Genomic DNA, 16,487 nt, shown 5'->3' with positions numbered 1-16,487 from the left:
AACCGATTCGGCGCAGCACCCGGCCGCCCCGACCCCTGAGCCGCCGGCGTGGACACGTGCGACCGGATCACCGGCGTCGAGCGACGGTGTCCCCTTTGAACTCACAGAGCACGAACACCTGGAAAGGGATCGCATGAGCGCCCGAGAGAAGACCGGACTTCAGGCATTGCTGACGCCCGAGGAAAGCGTTCTCCTCCTGATCGACCACCAGCCGTTCCAGTTCGCCAACCTGAACAGCCACGAACCGTCGATGATCGTCAACAACGTCACCGGCCTCGCCAAGACCGCCAAGGTGTTCGATGTCCCGACCATTCTGACGACCGTGCTGGAGGACCGCGGCGGCTACCTCATCCGGGGAGTGCAGGAAGTGTTCCCGGAACAGAAGCCGATCGACCGTACGTTCATCAACACCTGGGAGGACGAGCGTGTCGTCAACGCCGTCACGGCGACCGGCCGAAAGAAGCTGATCATCGCCGGTCTCTGGACGGAGATCTGTGTGGCCATGCCGGCGCTGCAGGCGGCGGGCGAGGGCTTCGAGGTCTTCGTCGTCACCGACGCGTCGGGCGGTGTCTCGGCGGAGGCCCACGACATGGCCGTGCGACGCATGGTCCAGGCCGGCATCGTGCCGATCACCTGGTTGGCCGTGATGGGTGAATGGCAGCGCGACTGGGCCCGCGAAGAGACCGTGCCGGGCCTGACCGAGATCCAGGCACAGCACGGCGGTGCCACCGGTGTCGCCTTCGCCTGGGAGACGCAACTACTTGCGGGCCGCACCGGAAGCGGCGCCTGACCCGGCCGTGGAACGGCCTCCTGGCCGCATCGGGTGGGGCCAGGGTTGACCGCGGTCCCACCCCCCCGCTCGGGCCTTGAGGGCGGCTGCACCGGGGCCCGCGGTCCGCATGGCACGGCAAGCGGCGCGGACGCGGACCGCCGCGCGAACAAGTTGCTCAGACACCTTTATTGGATCAGCGTGCCGGTCCGATCGACCGGCCCGGAGGAGGACACATGGCGGTCGAAGTGAGCGACGTGCCCGAGGCCAAACGCTACGAGGCCCGCATCGACGGGGCCTCCGAGGTCGCGGGGGTCGCGCAGTACATCCGTACGACGGAACTCATCGCGTTCGTGCACACCGAGGTCCCACCCGAGCACGAGGGCAAGGGAGTCGGGTCCGCGCTGGCCCGCACCTCTCTCGACGCGGCACGGGCCGATGGCCTACGGGTATTGGCGACCTGCCCCTTCTTCGCGGGGTGGATCGCCCGCCACCCCGATTACCAGGACCTGCTGTACCAGTCCCGCAGCAGGGTCAGTGACTGAACAGCCGGACACGACGGAGGCGGTATGAGCGGTGGAGCCGAGAAGAAGTCGTACAAAGGGCAGTCGATCACGGTCACCTTCGAGGCTGGGCACTGTCGGCACGCGGCCGAATGCGTCCGCGGGCTGCCCGAGGTGTTCGACGCGGCACGGCGTCCGTGGATCCGGCCGGACGGCGCCCCCGCCGACCGCGTGGCCGAAGTGGTGCGACGCTGCCCTTCGGGCGCGCTGCGGTACCGGCTCACGGACGGCGGGACTGAGCCCCGGACCAGCTCGAACAGATCACACGCGGCGGCGCCGGACAGCTGACCGTACCCGGCTGCCGGAGGCCGGTGGCGCGACGGTGACACACCTGGGGGACGTCAACGCCGCAACACTGCACCCCACTGTCACGACCGACGGGAACCCCCACCACTTCACCGGGACGATCGAGAAGGCCAGCTGATGGACACCCCGAAAAACCCGGAGGCACAGGCCGACCGAGCGCGAGACCTCGAACGGAGAAACACCGAGACCGTACTCACGGCGATGCGGGAGCTCTTCGTCGAGGGTGACGTGTCAGCAGTGGACCGATACTGGGCAGAGCCCTACATCCAACACAATCCGTCGATGCCGAACGGGCTCGACACGCTCCGCACCGTGGCACCCACGCTGAGCGGGTTCGTGTGGGAGCCGCAACGGATCGCCGCGCAGGGCGACCTCGTCGTCACGCACAGCCGCGTTCTCGGGTGGGCGGAGAAGCCGGTCGTCATCGCGGATATCTTCCGCCTGCTGGACGGGCGCATCGTCGAGCACTGGGACGTGGTCCAGGAAGAAGTCAACGCGGGACTCTCCGCGAACGGCAATCCGATGGTGTGACGGCAAGGCGTCATCGGAACCGTCGCCGCCAGTAGGCGGGGTTCCCCGGGTGGAGTTGAGAGGGCGCCCCCTCTCAACTCCACCCGCACGTCACCCCTGACGCCCGTTCTCCTCCAGCCCGCGCAACGTCTGCTCCGACGCCTCCGTCGTCTCGTCGGGTGTGCCGAGGGAGTCGGGGAAATCGGCGGTGGCCTGCACTTCGTGGCCCCGTCTGCCGGCGTGCTCGACGGTGTCGCCGAGAAAGCGGCCGATGAGCACCTCGCCCCCGGCGAACTGGGCGGACACCTGCACACGGCCCCGCTTCTTTGCACCGGCCGCCCGGCCCGCGAGTACGACTTCGGGGCCGGTGGCCTCCACCAAAAGTCGTAACAGTGATGTGGACCCCGGCCGGATGTGCCGACGGGCCCTGCTCCAGCACGCTGGACACCAGCAGCACCGGGCGAGACAACTACCGAACGCCCGGTGCGTCCACGGAGCAGGAGAGAGTACGTGCACCCCGCCGAATCACCCCACGTGTCCCCGCCGGTCGGCCGCCCCCGGCTGTCGCGCGGACCTCGCGCATCGTTGGCGGCGCTGGCCGCCGTCGCGGCGGTCTCCGTGCTGGCCGGCGGCTGCGCCGGAGCCGGGGCCGCAACGCACTACGTACCCGAGACACCACCACCCGGAACGGCCGAACTCGCCGCGGAGGACCTCGACGCCTGGCTGGACGGTCTGGTCCCCGCTTCCCTGGACCAGACCGGTATCCCGGGTGCCGCGATCAGTGTCGTCCACGAGGGCGAGCTCCTCACCGCGCGCGGCTACGGGTACGCCGCCACCGGCATGGACGGGGAGGACCCCGCACCGGTTGACGCCGAGGAGACCCTGTTCCGGGTGGGATCGGTGTCCAAGCTGTTCACCGCGACGGCGGTGATGCAACTGGTGGAGCAGGGCGAGGTGGACCTGGACACCGACGTCAACGAGTACATCGACTTCACCCTGCACACCTCCTTCGACGAACCCGTGACCGTGCGCCACCTGCTCACGCACACACCCGGTTTCGAGGAACGGGTCGCCGGGCTGATCCTGCCGGAGGACGCGGAAACCGACCTGCGCGAATACCTTGCGGTCGATCCACCGGAACAGGTGTACGCGCCGGGCACGGTCCCCGCCTACTCCAACTACGGCAACGCGCTCGCGGGATACGTCGTGGAGCAGGTCAGCGGCATGCCCTTCGAAGAGTACGTCCAGGAGAACGTCCTGGCCCCGCTGGACATGGACTCCTCCACCTTCGCCCAGCCCCTCCCCCCGGAGCTGGCGGACCGCTTCGCGAACGGTTACACCGCCGACACCGGACCGGCCGGCCCGTTCGAGGTCATCGGAGGTGCGCCTGCCGGCGCGCTCACCGCGTCCGCGACCGACATGGCGCGGTTCATGCTCGCGCAACTGGGCGAGCTCGACACCGCCCAGGCACCGTTGGCGCCAGAGACCCTCGACCTCATGCACGCACCGGCGCTAAAAGAGGACTCGCTGGGAACCCTGGCGGACGGGCGCCGGATGACGCTGGGCTTCTTCGACGAGAGCCGCAACGGGCACACGATCGTCGGGCACGGCGGGGACACCAACTACTTCCACTCCCACCTGCAGATCTACCCCGATGAGGGCACCGGGATCTTCGTGACCCTCAACGGCGGCGGCAACGAAGGGATCGACAGCCTCCGGCTGCGCGAGGCGATCCTGAACGGATTCGCCGACCGCTACTTCCCCGCGTCCGGCGAGGACGGCGCCTCGGTCCAACCGACCGCGGCCGAGCACGCGGCGATGGCCCAGGGGACCTACGAAATGTCGCGGTCGATGGACAGCAACTTCCTGTCCGTCCTGGGCGCGTTCGGCGGGCAGACCCGGGTCGTGGCGCGCGCGGACGGCACGATCCTGGTCACTCCCGGCCCGGAGACCATGGCCCCCACGGTCTACGAGGAGATCGAACCGTGGGTGTGGCGCGAGGTCGGGGGACAGCGCCTCCTGACGATGCGGGTGGAAGGAGAGCAGGTGGAGGCGATCGGTTTCGCCTCGGCCTTCGCCCTGCTGCGCATCGACAGCGCGCGCGAGACGTCCGTGGTGCTCCCGATGGTCATCGCCTCCGTCCTGATCCTGTTGACCGCGGTCCTGTCCTGGCCCGTCGGTGCGGTGGTGCGCCGCAGCCTGTCGCTGCCCGCCCGCAACCGGACCGGACGCACGGCCCGCGTCCTGACCCGGGTGTGCGTGGCCGGCGCCGTGGTGGCGCTGGCGGGCTGGGCCGTGGCGATCACTCTGGTCATGGGGTTTGCGCTCGTACCCGAGGGCGTGCTGTTCCCGATTCTGGGCGCGCAGTGGCTCGGCGTCGCCGGCATCGCACCCGCAGCGCTGGTCCTGTTCGACGACGTCCGGCACCGCTCCGGCTGGAAGCGGTCCCTGGGCAGCGCCCTGGTCCTGCTGGCGCTGGTGGGAGTCGCGTACTTCGCCGCCGTCTTCGGGCTGCTCTCGTTCGATATGACCTACTGATCTACTGGACCGGGCCGGCGGGAGAACGCCCCCGCCGGCCCCTGCCGCCGTTGCGGCACACGACCCGCGACCCCGCAGGGAACAGGAAACCGGTGGATGCGATGACCGACGACGATCTCTTCACAGGCACGGTCCGGGGCGGCCGGGAGCCGGCCGACGCCCACCCGGGCCTCCCCCGGACGACGGTGTGGGCCGACGAGACGCTGAACCGCCTGGGCCTGCGCTCCGGTTTCTCCCGCGACTGTTCCCTGGCGGTGGTCGTGGCACTGGCGTGCGGCATGCTGCTGTGGTCCGTACTGGGCTTCGCGCGAAGCGTCGAGGGAATCACGCTCTCCCCGACGGTCTCGACCGCACTCATCCTCTTGATGTGCGGGCAGTCGTTGATGCTGTGCGTACGGCGCACACACCCGGTGCTGTGCCTCGTCACCGTGGCGCTCGCCGAAATGGTGACCCTGGCCGTCATGCCGACCGGGGTGGCGGCTCAAGGGCTCGCGTCGTTCATCGCCGCCTACACCTGCGGCACCCTGCTGCCACCGCGCCGGCTGGTGGGGCTCCTCACCCCCGTCGTCCTCGTGCACGGCCTCATCGGGGCGCTGGTAGCGGGAAGGCTGTACGGCCCGGCCCTGGTTCCGGACGCCCTGTCCTCCTCGCTCCCGCTGTCCCTGGAGGGGTACCCGCTGGTGGCCGGCGGGCTGCTGGCATCGGCCCTGGCCGTCTACGTGGGTTCGGCGCTCGTGGGAGCCTACGTGGGGACCAGGCGGCGCTATGCCGAACTGGTCCGCGTCCGCACCCTCGACGCGATCAGGACGCAACAGGAGCGGGCCGCGAACGCCGTCAGGAACGAGCGGACGCGCATGGCACGGGAACTGCACGACATCGCGGCGCACCACCTGTCCGGCATGGTCGTACAGGCCGGTGCCGCACAGCGGCTGATCGGCCGCGACGACCGAGCGGCCCTCGAAGCGGTGGCCTGGGTCCGTTCCCAGGGCAAGGAAACGCTCGACAGCCTGCGGCTGGTCGTGGGGGCACTGCGCGATCCGGGGGAAGAACCCGCCTCGACCGGCGACGGCCTGATGCACAGCGGCGACCCGGGGTCGCGGGGAGCCCCGGTTCCCGGGGCTGCCGCGCTCGACAGGCTGGTGCAGATCGAACGCGGGCTGGGCGCGGAGATCGAGTTCCTGCGTGAGGGTGCGTCCTATCCGTTGCCCCCGGTCGCCGACATCACCGTCTACCGGGTCGCCCAGGAAGCCCTCTCCAACGCCCGCGAACACGCTGCCGGCGCCGACGTACGCTTGCTGCTGCGCTACAGCGAGTCGCGGTTCGTCCTACGGGTCAACAACGAGAACGGGACCGACATGGGGAACCAGTCCGAGAACACCGCCGGGGTACCGCGAGGCCTGGGGTTGCTCGGAATGAAGGAGCGGGCACAGTTGGTCGGGGCGACACTGGAAGCGGGGGCGACCGCCCGGGGCGGTTGGCGGGTGCGGTTGAGTCTTCCCGTGGACAGGGAGATCTCCGCGGCCGGGAACCGGAACGCGTCCGAGGGGGGCGACACATGATCAGAGTGGTCCTCGTGGACGACCAGTCCGTCGTCAGGGCGGGTTTCCGGGTCATCCTCAACCTCTCCGACGACATCGAGGTCGTGGGCGAGTGCGGGGACGGCCCTACGGCGGTGGCACTCGCCGAACGCCTGAAACCCGACGTCGTCTGCATGGACGTCCGTATGCCGGGTGGGGACGGACTGTCCGCGACCCGCCGGATCCTCGCGGGTGCCTCCGCCGAACCGCCCGCCGTCCTCATCGTGACGACCTTCGACCTGGACGAGTACGTCTTCGGCGCGTTGGAGGCCGGGGCCAGCGGTTTCATTCTGAAGGACGCCGACCCCGACGAGTTGATCGACGCCGTGCGCAGGCTCGCCGGCGGCTACGGACTGGTGGACCAGGCCGTGACCCGGCGGGTGATGGCCGAGTTCGCACGTCGCAAATCCCCCGAGCGTCCTCCCACCGAGGCTTTCGATCTGCTGACCGCCCGTGAAGCCGACATCGTCCGCCTCCTCGCGCAGGGCATGTCCAACGCTGAGATCGGCAAGGAACTGTTCATCGAGACGAGCACGGTGAAGTCGCACCTCGGGCGGGCCATGACCAAGATCGGTACCAGGGACCGGGTGCAGACCGTGGTCTGGGCGTACCAGAACGGCGTCGTACGGCCCGGATAGCGGCTGCCCCCGTTGCGGGACGGTTGGACGGGGAGACGCCCCGTCCGGCAGCCGACCGTCAGCGCCGGCGCGGAACGATGCGGCCCTTGCGGTGCGCCGACCGCAGCAGGTAGACGGTGACGGCGCCGCAGAACACGACGGCGAAGACGCTCGCCTCGGGGCCGAAGGCCCCTCCGGTGATCGCGGTGGGGCCTGTGCTCTCCGAGGAGAACAGCCCCGAGAACGCGTCCTCACTCCCGGAGACGGCCGTGCCGAAGACGCCGGCCTGCGTGACGTTCCATCCGAAGTGGATACCGATGGGCAGCCACAGACTGCGCGTGGCCACGTAGGCGGCGCCGAGCATGAGTCCTGCCTCCAAGGCGATGGCCAGCGCACCCCACAGCGTGGCGTTGGGGTTCACCAGGTGCAGGGCGCCGAAGAACACCGCGCTGACCGCCAGCGCTCCCCACGTACCGGTGACCGTTTCGACGATGCGGAAGAAGATCCCACGGAACAGCAGTTCTTCCATGACCGCCACCACCGCCATCAGACCGCAGGCGGCGAGGAACGCCTCGAACGACCCCCACCCGGTTATCCGGTACCCGCCGAAAACGGCGATGGTGGCGATGACGGCGGTGAACACCCCCGCCCCGACCAGCGTCCCGCGCACCAGGTCGCGACCCGCACCCGAACGGCCGATCTCGTCGGGGGTCCTCTTCTCGACGCGGCGGACCGCGACCGCGTAGGCCCACAGTCCCAGCGCGGCGGCGGCCGTCCCCACCGGCAGCACCCAGATAGAGGCCCCCATCGCACTCGTGCCCCCGGAGAGGAGAGCGGTCAGGAGGCCGAACACCACCAGGAGCAGGAGCAGCCGCACGGCCACCTCCCTGAACCGGCGGGGAGCGGGCTCCCTGTTCGTGTCGTGGGGCATGTCGAAACCACTTCCCGGATCGCGAAACGCCGGAGACACGCCGGCGGAGCCAGCATAGGAGCCGATCCGTGCCGCCGTATCGCTCCGGAGAGGACGACGATGGTAGCTCTACAGAGAAAGACGCCCCCTCAGATCTGCCCGACCAGGCCCGTGCGGTGGGCGAACACCACCGCCTGGCCCCGGTCGCGCAGGTCGAGCTTGATGAGGATGCGCGACACGTAGGTTGTGACGATCTCATAACCGATCACGGGTTCGGTGGCGGTCTCGGCGTTGGACACCCCCTCCCCCACCAGCAACAGCACCTCGTGCTCCCGCGCGCGACCGTGCGGACCCCACCGATGAGCGCGTCCAGCTGTTCCGACCACGCGGACAGATCAGCCGAAACGTCGTACGGACGGTGCGGGCCGGGGCCGGACGGGTCCGGGTCAGGTGGACGTCACACTGTTGTCGAACGCGAGCATGACGGCCAACACCCCGAGGACGCTCCCCATGACGATGCGCTGGACCCTCAGCCAGGAGGGACGGCGTGCCAGGAAGCCCGCGATCGCGCCCGCGGCGAGCACGATCGACAGGTTCACCGAGACGGCCACCAGGATCTGGACGCCGCCGAGGAGGATCCCCTGGAGCAGTACGTTGCCTTTCTCCAGGTCGATGAACTGCGGGATGATGGAGATGTAGAGGATGGCGATCTTCGGGTTGAGCAGGTTGGTCATCAGGCCCATCATGAAGAGCCGGCGCGGGGGGTCCTCGGGCACGTCCTGGACCGTGAAGACCGACACTCCGCCGGGCTTGATGGTGTTCCAGGCGAGCCACATCAGGTAGAAGGCGCCGACCATCCTGATGACGGTGAGGAGTTGGGGTGCCGCTGCGAACAGCGCGGCCAGGCCGAGGTTGGTGCCCACCAGGTAGACGAGGAACCCGACCGCGACTCCGCCCAGCGAGATGATCCCGGCGCGGCGCCCCTGGCTGATGCTCCGCGACACGAGGTACATCATGTTCGGCCCGGGGGACAGCACCATCCCGAGCGCGACCGACACAACGCCCAGGATCGCGGCCAGTTCGACCATTGCCGTCGCCTTCTCTCTGCCATTGACCTGCGGTTGACCCGACAACCGCGCAAGTACGCGGTCACGTCGCAAAAGAGATGTCACGTCACGGCGGACCGCTCTCGTCGAAACTATCCCGGAGCGAATCTAAGTGCAATAAGCAATATTGATCTCGGATCAATTTTGTGATTGGCTGCCATTGCACGTATTTTTACCCCCTTAGGGGATGGCGTCCCACGGAGACGGAGACGGCGATGGAGGACTACCGGCAGGTGGCCGATTCGGTCGCCGCGGAGGTCGCGGCCGGGCGGCTGCGACCGGGGGACCGCCTTCCTCCCCAGCGGGACTTCGCCCGGCAGCGCGGTATCGCCAACTCCACCGCTGCCCGCGTCTACAAGGAACTGACCCGCCGCGGACTGACGGTCGGCGAGGTCGGACGCGGGACCTTCGTCCGGGCCGCCGCCGAGCGCCCCGGCCCCTCCCTCGTCGAACCCGCGGGCAGCAGGATCGACCTCGAACTCAACTACCCCGTCGTGCCCGAGCAGTCGGGTCTGCTCGCGGCAGGAATCAACCCGCTGCTGCGCCCCGACGTGCTGGAATCGTCCATGCGACCCATCGGGGCGGTCGGAACCCCCGTCGCCCGCGATGCGGTGGCCGACCTCCTCGCACACGAGGGCTGGCGCCCGGACCCGGATCGGGTGCTGTTCGCCGGCAACGGCCGCCAGGCGATCGCGGCGGCCATCGCCGCGCTGGTCCCCCCGGGTGCGCGACTGGGAGTCGAAGAACTCACCTACCCGGTCCTCAAAGCAATCGCCGGTCGGCTCGGGGTCACCGTCGTCCCGCTGAAGGTCAACGATTTCGGGCTGGTCCCCGCGTCCGTCGAGGCCGCCGTGCGCAAAGCCCCGTTGAAGGCGATCTACCTGCAACCGACACTGCACAACCCTCTGTCGCTCAGCATGCCGCTGGAACGCAGGATCGAACTCGCGGGCGTGCTGACGCGGTTGGACATCACCGCGATCGAGGACACCATCTGGTCGTTCCTGCGCGACGACCTGCCGCCGCTGGCGGCAGTGGCCCCCGAGCACACCGTCCTCATCGACAGTCTCTCCAAGCGACTCGCCCCCGGCCTGACCGTCGGGTTCGCCGTCGTCCCCGCATCACTCGTGTCGGGCGTCGCCGCAGCGGTGCACTCCGGCGGGTGGACACCGATGCGCTTCGCGCTGGACGCTGCGACCCGGTGGCTGACCGACGGAGCCGTGGAGTCGGTGGTCAGTGCCAAACAACGGGAGGCGGCCGTACGTCAGGAAATCGCCGCCCACCACCTGGGGGGCTTCTCGGTCCGCAGCGACCCCCGCTCCTACTACTGCTGGTGGGAACTCCCCGCTCCGTGGCGGGCCGACACTTTCGTGGCCGCTGCCGCACGGTACGGCATCGCCGTCACACCGGCGGCGGCCTTCGCCGTCGGCCGGTTCCGGGCCCCGAACGCCATCCGCTTGGGCCTTGCCTCGCCTCCGACAGAAACCCTGTCGCGTGCCCTGGCCACCCTCGCCGGGCTCGCCCGCTCCGCACCGGACGACCTCATCGCGGAGTGATTTTGCACAAGGGCGAGACCATCGGACTGCGCCGCCGGCCCGCGGTCGAGCCGTGCTCGATGCCGGCCGACGGTGCGGCAAGGGTGAACGCTTCCCTCACAGCGCACACGTCCGGCCGGGGCCCGCGGCACCGACCGGCTCGTGCGCGACGCATTCGAGGCGAAACCGCGAAGCCGTCCCGACCAATGCCTTCTCGACGTCGCCGCTGGAATCGCCCTGGAACCGGAAGCGGGCACCGACGTACTCGTATCCGCCGACCCTGGGGATCACCTTCCCCTCCTCCGGGATCACGTGGGCGTACGGGCCCTCGCCGTGGGCAGGCGGTTCGGGCAGTTCCCAGCCGACGACACGGCACGGAGCGGATACCGGCGTCGGTACCAGCAACCACCCGCCGGTACGCCAACCGGCAGGTACGGGCAGGTCGGGGCGACGGCCGATCTGGATGTCGAAAGCGGCGTGCATCAGGTCGATGCCGTGCACCTCCCGCCACAGGAACGGGATCTCCGCACCGCCCACCCGGTAGCCGGCCTCCAGGAAGGACAGCCGGGGGCTGCCGTCAGGAGCGGTGCCGACGAACACCTCCAGGTGAAAAACCCACGGCTCATCGCTCAGGGCACCCGCTACCGCTGCGGTGAACGCGCCCAGCGCCGGCAGGAGCTCTGCGTCGTCCACCTCCACTGATCCCAGAGCCTCCCCCCGGGTGAAATCCACACAGGTGTTGACGTACCGGGACGCCCGCCAGGGGCCCAGCCGGTCACCGGTCCACAATCCGTCGATGTGGAAAACAGCCTCGCCGCAGAACTCCTGCACCAGTTGCGGCTCGACTGGCCGGTCCCTCAACAGGGCCAGATCCGCCTCGGAGTCGAGGCGGAGGACTCCGCGACTGGCCGTCCCTTTCCGTGGCTTGACGATCAGCGGCCAGCCGTGGGCCTCGGCGAACGCGTGAACGGTCGCCGCGTCGGGAGCGTCGGCGAAACCGGGGACCGCGACACCCGCCGCCGCGACCGTCTCGGCCATCACCAGTTTGTCGCGGAACCGGGCGAGTTGGGCGGTGTCCTGTCCCGCACACCCCAACCGCTCCCGTACCAGGGCAGCGGTGTCAAGGTCTCCCTCGTTGAGGGCGATCACCCGGTCCGGGCGCCCGAAGCGGGTGATCAGTCCGTCCACCGCCTGCATCACTTCGGAGAGGTCGTCGGTGGCCGGGACGACGCGGACCGCGGTCGCGCCTGCGGGAACGGACCCCAGCCCGAGTCCGGTCGTCACATAGGTGACCTGGTGGGAGCCGTGATCGATGTAGCACTCGTAGAGCGCGTGCCGGTCGCGCCATCGATGGATGACCAGGATGTGCCGGTTCATTCCTGTTCCGTTCTTGGGAAATCGTGGATTCGGCGTACGGCATAGGTCGCCGAGATGACGGCTGCCCTGGCCGATCCGAGTGCCTCCCGCGCCGCGTCCAGGTCACCGGCCGGCAGCTGACCGACCACGTCGGCAGCGCAGTCGATCAGGTGCAGGGCCGCCCGGGTGAGAGGCTCGTCCGGGTCGAAGTGCTCCGAGACGAGCCCGTGGGCGATCTTCAGTTGGGTGACGGAGTCCACCGCCACGGCGGTACCGGTCATGGTCACGGACGGTTCCATTTCATGAGGTCCCTCTCCTCGGACACGGTCTGCGGCGAGCCGCTGCTCACGGCCCCGGCTCGCCGGCCGACCGGTGCTCAGCTCGTTCGGAAGTGGATCTTGTCGTTGGCCCGGTCGCATTTGGCCACGGCGTCCGCCGCGTCGGTGCCGGAGGCCATCACGTATCCGGACACGCAGTCGGCGACGGTCAGCAGCGGCGGCACCACGTCCCCGACGTTCTTGCTGATCACCGCGGCTACCTCGACCTCGGTGAACTCGTGCAGGTACGGCAGGAAGACAAGCGGGACCTCGCCCTTGGGGAGCGTTCGGACGACGTCGGCCGCACCGTCCTCCACCTCCACGGCCGAGACCGTGCCCGGTTCGGGGGTGAAGAACCGGACCGCCGCACCGCCGATCGGCGCGGGCGAGGTCTCCGGCAGCGTGTCGATCCCGAGCGGAACCGTGAGGAACATCCGGTCCAGGTTGACTCCGAACGCCCTGCGCACCAGCTCGGGCGCGCCACTGCCCGCAAGCCGTGCATGGGACTCCAACACCCGCGGGCCGTCCTTGGTCAGGACGAACTCACTGTGCGAGGGGCCCTCGGTCAGCCCGACCGCGTCCAGCAGCTTGGGGGTCAACGCGAACAGCGCGTCGAGGTGGGGGACGGCAACCCGGCTGGGCGTGCTGACCTCCCACTCGACGTACTTGTCGTTCATCCGGTACTCGGAATAACCGATCGGCAGGTGTCAACCCGCGTGGGAGAAGGAGTCCACGCTGACGACGGGCCCGTCCAGATACTCCTCGGCGATCACCGAGGCAACCTCGGCGTCCTGGAGCGCCTGCCATGCGTGTTCGGCGTCGGCATCGCCGTCAACCGGGTGAACGTGCAGGCTCGCCACCCCGTCGGCCGGTTTGACGATGATGCGGCCGCCGACCTCGGCCAGGAAGTCCTTGACGTCGTCAACGTCCTTAACCTGCCGGTAGCGCACCGGGCTCAGACCGTGCTGGTCGAGCAGTTCCCTGGTCAGGACCTTGTCCTTGAGCGCACGCGCCGTGGCCTCGGTGACCCCCGGGAGGCCGAGCGCGTCCACCACGAACCCCGTGGACTCCCCGGCGAACTCGGTGGTGGTGAGCACCCGGTCGAAGGGACGCTCCTCGTGCAGCGGTTTCACCACGTCCAGGACGGCCTGCCCGTCGGTGATCGGGGCGTGCACGACTCGTTCGCAGTGCCGGAGGACGGACTCCTCGTAGGCCCCCTCCTCGTGGACCAGCACCACATCGATACCCAGCTCCTTGGCATTGGTCACCGGCGCCGGCCTACCGCCGATGACCGCCACCCGGTACTTGCCCGCCATGTGTCTCTCCTTCGGTGATCCGTTGTCGAATGAAACGACCGTGCCTGGTGGGGGCCTGTTTCTCAGGCGGCGTAGCAGCGGCGCAGCCACCGTGCGGCCGCAGCCGGGCCGGGTGTGAACGCGCGCCTGCGGTGCAGGACCCGGTGGTTGTCGAACGCCATGAACACCCCCGGCTCCAATACCAGCTCCTCCGCCGGTATCCCGCGCAGCACCTCGTACCAGCGTTCGAGTGCTTCCGCGGCGGCCGGTGTGGCTCCGGCTGCCGTACCGCGGTCGTAACGCACCCGGTAACGGCCGTCGGTGTCGAAGTCCAGAATCGGGGTGTCCTTGAGCGGCTGGGTCAGGTCTCCGTCGTTGGAGTCGGGTGCTCCGACCTGGAACTCGTGGGCCAGCAGCCGGTCGAGCGTGGTCTGGTCCAGGCGGGCGACCACGTCCTCGATCGCTGCGAGTTCGGTCGGCACCCGTTCCTCGTTGCGCACCGCCAGGAACGTCAGGTATTGCGGCACGTAGGGGCGTGGGTCCGAACCGGGTGGGCCGAACGGCTGGTGGGGATTGTCCGAGTGCCAGAAGAACTCCGAATCGGCCCCCCAGGAACTGGTCGTCCCCGAAGCGGTCGGGTTGGGCACCACGTTGCGGATCAGGCGTCCGCCGTTCTCGAAGCTGACCGCGAACGGGGTGGTGTGCAGCAGCCGGATGAGGCCCAGGTGGACCGCGTTCAACACGGCGACCTCGATCTCGTCGCCGAACCCGTCCACCGGCGTGGCGGGCAGGTCGTCCTGCATGGGCAGGTTGCCCAGGACGATCGCGTGGCTTCCCGCCGCGGTGAACACGTCGAGTCCGTGCAGGACCTCACCGGGCAGGTAACGGCGCAGCGCGTGCGCGCCGATCCCCGCAAGGATGGTGTCGTCGATGTCGGAGTCGAGCCGGGTCAACGAGACCCGCTCTGCGATCTCCTTTCCCAGAAGGTCCCGAACGCTGTTCTCAAGTCGGTATCTGCCGATGCGGCGGAAATTGGCCATCGATGCCTCCGATTGGGAGTCGCCTGCCGTTACGGGCTCAGCGGTTCTCCGAAGAAATCCAGTAGGTCGTCGCGTTCGGGTTCGCCCGACGCGACAGGGGGTCGCGGACCAGCCGGCTGAGCAGGCCGACGGGCGTGACCACCAGGTAGTAGGAGAGGAAGAGCAGGAAGGTCCGCACGGCGTTCCGTTCTGCGTCGGGAGAGGGGAGAAATCAGTCGAGTGGGATTTCCTCGCGCCAGTCGGACTCCTCCGACCAGACGGGCTGCTCGCTCTTGTCCAGCAGGAAGCTGCCGATGGCGAGCATGTCGATGTCGGTGCGCATGAAGCAGGTGTAGGCGTCGTGCGGGGATTTCACGATCGGCTCGCCACGGACGTTGAACGAGGTGTTGACCAGCACGGGGCAACCCGTACGCGCTTTGAACGCGGTGAGCAGCCGGTGGTACTCGGGGTTGCTCCGTCCGTTCACGGTCTGCACGCGCGCAGAGGAGTTGACATGGGTGACGGCGGGGATGGTGGAACGCTGTACGCGCAACAGGTCCAGCCCCGTGGCGTCGGATTCGGCGACCTCTCGCTGCTGGGCGGCCGCCACCTGCGCGACCACCAGCATGTACGGACTCTCCTGGCGCAGGTCGAAGTAGTCCTTGGCGTCCTCGGCGAGGACGGCCGGCGCGAAGGGGCGAAACGACTCCCGAAACTTGATCTTGAGGTTCATCGCCGACTGCATCGCGGGATCCCTGGGATCGCCGAGGATCGAGCGAGCACCGAGTGCCCGGGGCCCGAACTCCATGCGTCCTTGGAACCAGCCGACGATCTTGCTCTCGGCCAACGCGGCCGCGGCCTGCTCCACCAGCTCTCCGCCGTCCAGACGCCGATGCGGAATGCTGTTGGCCTCCAGGTACGCGGCGATCTCGTCGTCGTCGAAAGCCGGCCCCAGCAGGGAACCCGACATCGCGTCGTGCCCGCTCCCGAGGTGGTCGCGTGATGCGCCGCGTTCCATGGTCACGGCGTAGGCCGCCCCCAGCGCGCCTCCGGCGTCGCCGGCCGCGGGTTGGACCCAGACCTCGTCGAAGATCGACGCGTCGATGATCTTTCCGTTGGCCACACAGTTGAGCGCCACTCCACCGGCCAGACAGAGCGTGGACTCACCCGTCCGGTCGCGCGCCGTTCTGGCCAGCCGGAGCATCACCTCCTCGGTGACCTCCTGCACGGAGGCGGCCAGATCGAACTCGCGTTCGGTGAGCTTGCCCTCGGGGGTGCGCCGCGGCCCTTTGAAGAGCTTCTCGAACCCCTTTCCGGTCATCACCTGACCGCGCAGGTAGTCGAAGTAGCGCATGTCCAGACGGAAGGTCCCGTCGGGCTTGATGTCGATCAGCGTGTCCCGGATGAGATCGGCGTACCGGGGTTTCCCGTACGGTGCCAGCCCCATCAACTTGTACTCGCCGGAGTCAACCTTGAACCCGCAGAAATAGGTGAACGCGGAGTACAACATGCCCAGCGAGTGCGGGAACCGCAGTTCCGCCACAGCTTTCAGGTCGGTTCCGCGGCCGTGCCACAGGGTCGTGGTCGCCCACTCCCCGACCCCGTTGACGCACAGGACCGCGGCCGATTCGTAGGGACTCGGAAAGAACGCCGATGCCGCATGCGACTCGTGGTGGCGCCGCACCAGGACCTGGGGCACCCGCCCCCGATCGAGGGCCTGGAGTTCCCTGCGCACGGTCTGGTCCGTGTGCCGTTTTCCTTTGCCGGACACCCAACTGGGCAAGGTGTCGCGGAAGGAGGGGAAGGCCGTCGGGGCCGCGCCCGCGAAAGTGGCCAGCACCCTGCGGAATTTGAGCCTCGGGTCTTCGTAGTAGGCGACCGCGGAGATGTCGGCAAAACTCACGCCGGCCTCGTCCAGGCAGTACTCCACGGCCTGGGTGGGAAAGGAGGAGTCGTGGCGCTTGCGACTGAAACGCTCCTCCTGGGCGGCGGCGACGGGGACGCCACCGGAAACCAGCGCGGCGGCGCTGTCGTGGTAGAAGGCCGAGATGCCGAGAACCAGCTCAGACACT

The 16,487-nt window shown here is 68.9% G+C and carries 18 protein-coding genes and 1 pseudogene; 8 read left to right on the top strand and 11 right to left on the bottom strand.

What is annotated here, in order from left to right; genetic code table 11:
* The first annotated feature begins 133 nt into the window (after positions 1-133).
* The 4 genes from AC0VYP_RS00615 to AC0VYP_RS00600 all read left to right on the top strand — a co-directional run bounded on the left by AC0VYP_RS00615 (position 134) and on the right by AC0VYP_RS00600 (position 2,169).
* Positions 134-790: a hydrolase gene (locus AC0VYP_RS00615; RefSeq protein ID WP_475472062.1), complete on the top strand. Its 657-nt coding sequence runs from the start codon at positions 134-136 to the stop codon at positions 788-790.
* Positions 791-1,005: 215 nt separating this feature from the next.
* Entirely contained in the window at positions 1,006-1,314 is a 309-nt protein-coding gene (locus AC0VYP_RS00610) for a GNAT family N-acetyltransferase (protein ID WP_285761330.1), read from the top strand.
* A gap of 24 nt (positions 1,315-1,338) precedes the next feature.
* The gene (locus tag AC0VYP_RS00605) at positions 1,339-1,620 is read left to right on the top strand and encodes a (4Fe-4S)-binding protein (protein WP_285761331.1); all 282 of its coding nucleotides are present in this window, start codon (positions 1,339-1,341) and stop codon (positions 1,618-1,620) included.
* 135 nt (positions 1,621-1,755) lie between these two features.
* Entirely contained in the window at positions 1,756-2,169 is a 414-nt protein-coding gene (locus AC0VYP_RS00600) for a nuclear transport factor 2 family protein (protein WP_475472061.1), read from the top strand.
* Positions 2,170-2,259: 90 nt separating this feature from the next.
* Here the strand turns inward: AC0VYP_RS00600 and AC0VYP_RS00595 are convergent, their stop codons facing one another.
* Positions 2,260-2,460, bottom strand: a complete 201-nt coding sequence (locus AC0VYP_RS00595) for a DUF1932 domain-containing protein (protein ID WP_285761333.1) — start codon at positions 2,458-2,460, stop codon at positions 2,260-2,262.
* 198 nt (positions 2,461-2,658) lie between these two features.
* On the opposite strand from AC0VYP_RS00595, the gene AC0VYP_RS00590 reads away from it, so the two are divergent.
* The 3 genes from AC0VYP_RS00590 (at position 2,659) to AC0VYP_RS00580 (ending at position 6,901) form a co-directional block, all read left to right on the top strand.
* Positions 2,659-4,686, top strand: coding sequence for a serine hydrolase domain-containing protein (locus AC0VYP_RS00590; RefSeq protein WP_475472060.1), 2,028 nt, complete (start codon positions 2,659-2,661; stop codon positions 4,684-4,686).
* A gap of 101 nt (positions 4,687-4,787) precedes the next feature.
* Positions 4,788-6,245 (top strand): sensor histidine kinase, encoded by a 1,458-nt coding sequence (locus tag AC0VYP_RS00585; RefSeq protein WP_475472059.1) that lies wholly within the window; start codon positions 4,788-4,790, stop codon positions 6,243-6,245.
* On the top strand, positions 6,242-6,901 hold the full coding sequence (locus AC0VYP_RS00580; RefSeq protein ID WP_475472058.1) for a response regulator: 660 nt from the start codon (positions 6,242-6,244) through the stop codon (positions 6,899-6,901). Before AC0VYP_RS00585 ends, AC0VYP_RS00580 begins: the two co-directional genes overlap by 4 nt.
* Before the next feature lie 58 nt (positions 6,902-6,959).
* Here the strand turns inward: AC0VYP_RS00580 and AC0VYP_RS00575 are convergent, their stop codons facing one another.
* The 3 genes and pseudogenes from AC0VYP_RS00575 to AC0VYP_RS00565 all read right to left on the bottom strand — a co-directional run bounded on the left by AC0VYP_RS00575 (position 6,960) and on the right by AC0VYP_RS00565 (position 8,878).
* Positions 6,960-7,811, bottom strand: coding sequence for a lysostaphin resistance A-like protein (locus tag AC0VYP_RS00575; protein ID WP_475472057.1), 852 nt, complete (start codon positions 7,809-7,811; stop codon positions 6,960-6,962).
* Positions 7,812-7,939: 128 nt separating this feature from the next.
* Positions 7,940-8,125 (bottom strand): annotated as a pseudogene (locus tag AC0VYP_RS00570) (response regulator transcription factor); the annotation flags it as partial.
* Between the two features lie 111 nt (positions 8,126-8,236).
* Entirely contained in the window at positions 8,237-8,878 is a 642-nt protein-coding gene (locus AC0VYP_RS00565) for a LysE family translocator (protein ID WP_285761338.1), read from the bottom strand.
* Between the two features lie 233 nt (positions 8,879-9,111).
* Between AC0VYP_RS00565 and AC0VYP_RS00560 the strand changes: the two genes are divergently transcribed.
* Positions 9,112-10,449: an aminotransferase-like domain-containing protein gene (locus AC0VYP_RS00560; protein WP_475472056.1), complete on the top strand. Its 1,338-nt coding sequence runs from the start codon at positions 9,112-9,114 to the stop codon at positions 10,447-10,449.
* A 96-nt stretch (positions 10,450-10,545) separates the two neighbouring features.
* Here AC0VYP_RS00560 and AC0VYP_RS00555 read toward each other — a convergent pair whose 3' ends face one another.
* The 7 genes from AC0VYP_RS00555 to AC0VYP_RS00525 form a co-directional block, all read right to left on the bottom strand.
* The gene (locus AC0VYP_RS00555; RefSeq protein WP_475472055.1) at positions 10,546-11,805 is read right to left on the bottom strand and encodes an ATP-grasp domain-containing protein; all 1,260 of its coding nucleotides are present in this window, start codon (positions 11,803-11,805) and stop codon (positions 10,546-10,548) included.
* The gene (locus AC0VYP_RS00550; RefSeq protein WP_475472054.1) at positions 11,802-12,071 is read right to left on the bottom strand and encodes a hypothetical protein; all 270 of its coding nucleotides are present in this window, start codon (positions 12,069-12,071) and stop codon (positions 11,802-11,804) included. The genes AC0VYP_RS00555 and AC0VYP_RS00550 overlap by 4 nt, the downstream gene beginning before the upstream one ends.
* An 89-nt stretch (positions 12,072-12,160) precedes the next feature.
* Positions 12,161-12,778, bottom strand: a complete 618-nt coding sequence (locus AC0VYP_RS00545) for a hypothetical protein (RefSeq protein WP_475472053.1) — start codon at positions 12,776-12,778, stop codon at positions 12,161-12,163.
* Between the two features lie 30 nt (positions 12,779-12,808).
* Positions 12,809-13,417 carry an ATP-grasp domain-containing protein gene (locus AC0VYP_RS00540; RefSeq protein ID WP_475472052.1) on the bottom strand — a complete coding sequence of 203 codons (609 nt, stop codon included), beginning with the start codon at positions 13,415-13,417 and terminating at the stop codon, positions 12,809-12,811.
* Positions 13,418-13,479: 62 nt separating this feature from the next.
* Positions 13,480-14,436, bottom strand: coding sequence for a TauD/TfdA family dioxygenase (locus tag AC0VYP_RS00535; protein ID WP_285761343.1), 957 nt, complete (start codon positions 14,434-14,436; stop codon positions 13,480-13,482).
* 37 nt (positions 14,437-14,473) lie between these two features.
* Positions 14,474-14,614 carry a hypothetical protein gene (locus AC0VYP_RS00530; RefSeq protein WP_285761344.1) on the bottom strand — a complete coding sequence of 47 codons (141 nt, stop codon included), beginning with the start codon at positions 14,612-14,614 and terminating at the stop codon, positions 14,474-14,476.
* Between the two features lie 33 nt (positions 14,615-14,647).
* Complete coding sequence (locus AC0VYP_RS00525) at positions 14,648-16,486, bottom strand: carbamoyltransferase family protein (RefSeq protein ID WP_475472051.1); 1,839 nt, start codon at positions 16,484-16,486, stop codon at positions 14,648-14,650.
* Between the last annotated feature and the right edge of the window lies 1 nt (position 16,487).

The organism is Nocardiopsis sp. iso_186 (genome assembly GCF_056173365.1).
The sequence above is the reverse complement of the archived record's forward strand: the minus strand, read 5'-3'. Positions and strand labels throughout refer to the sequence as shown.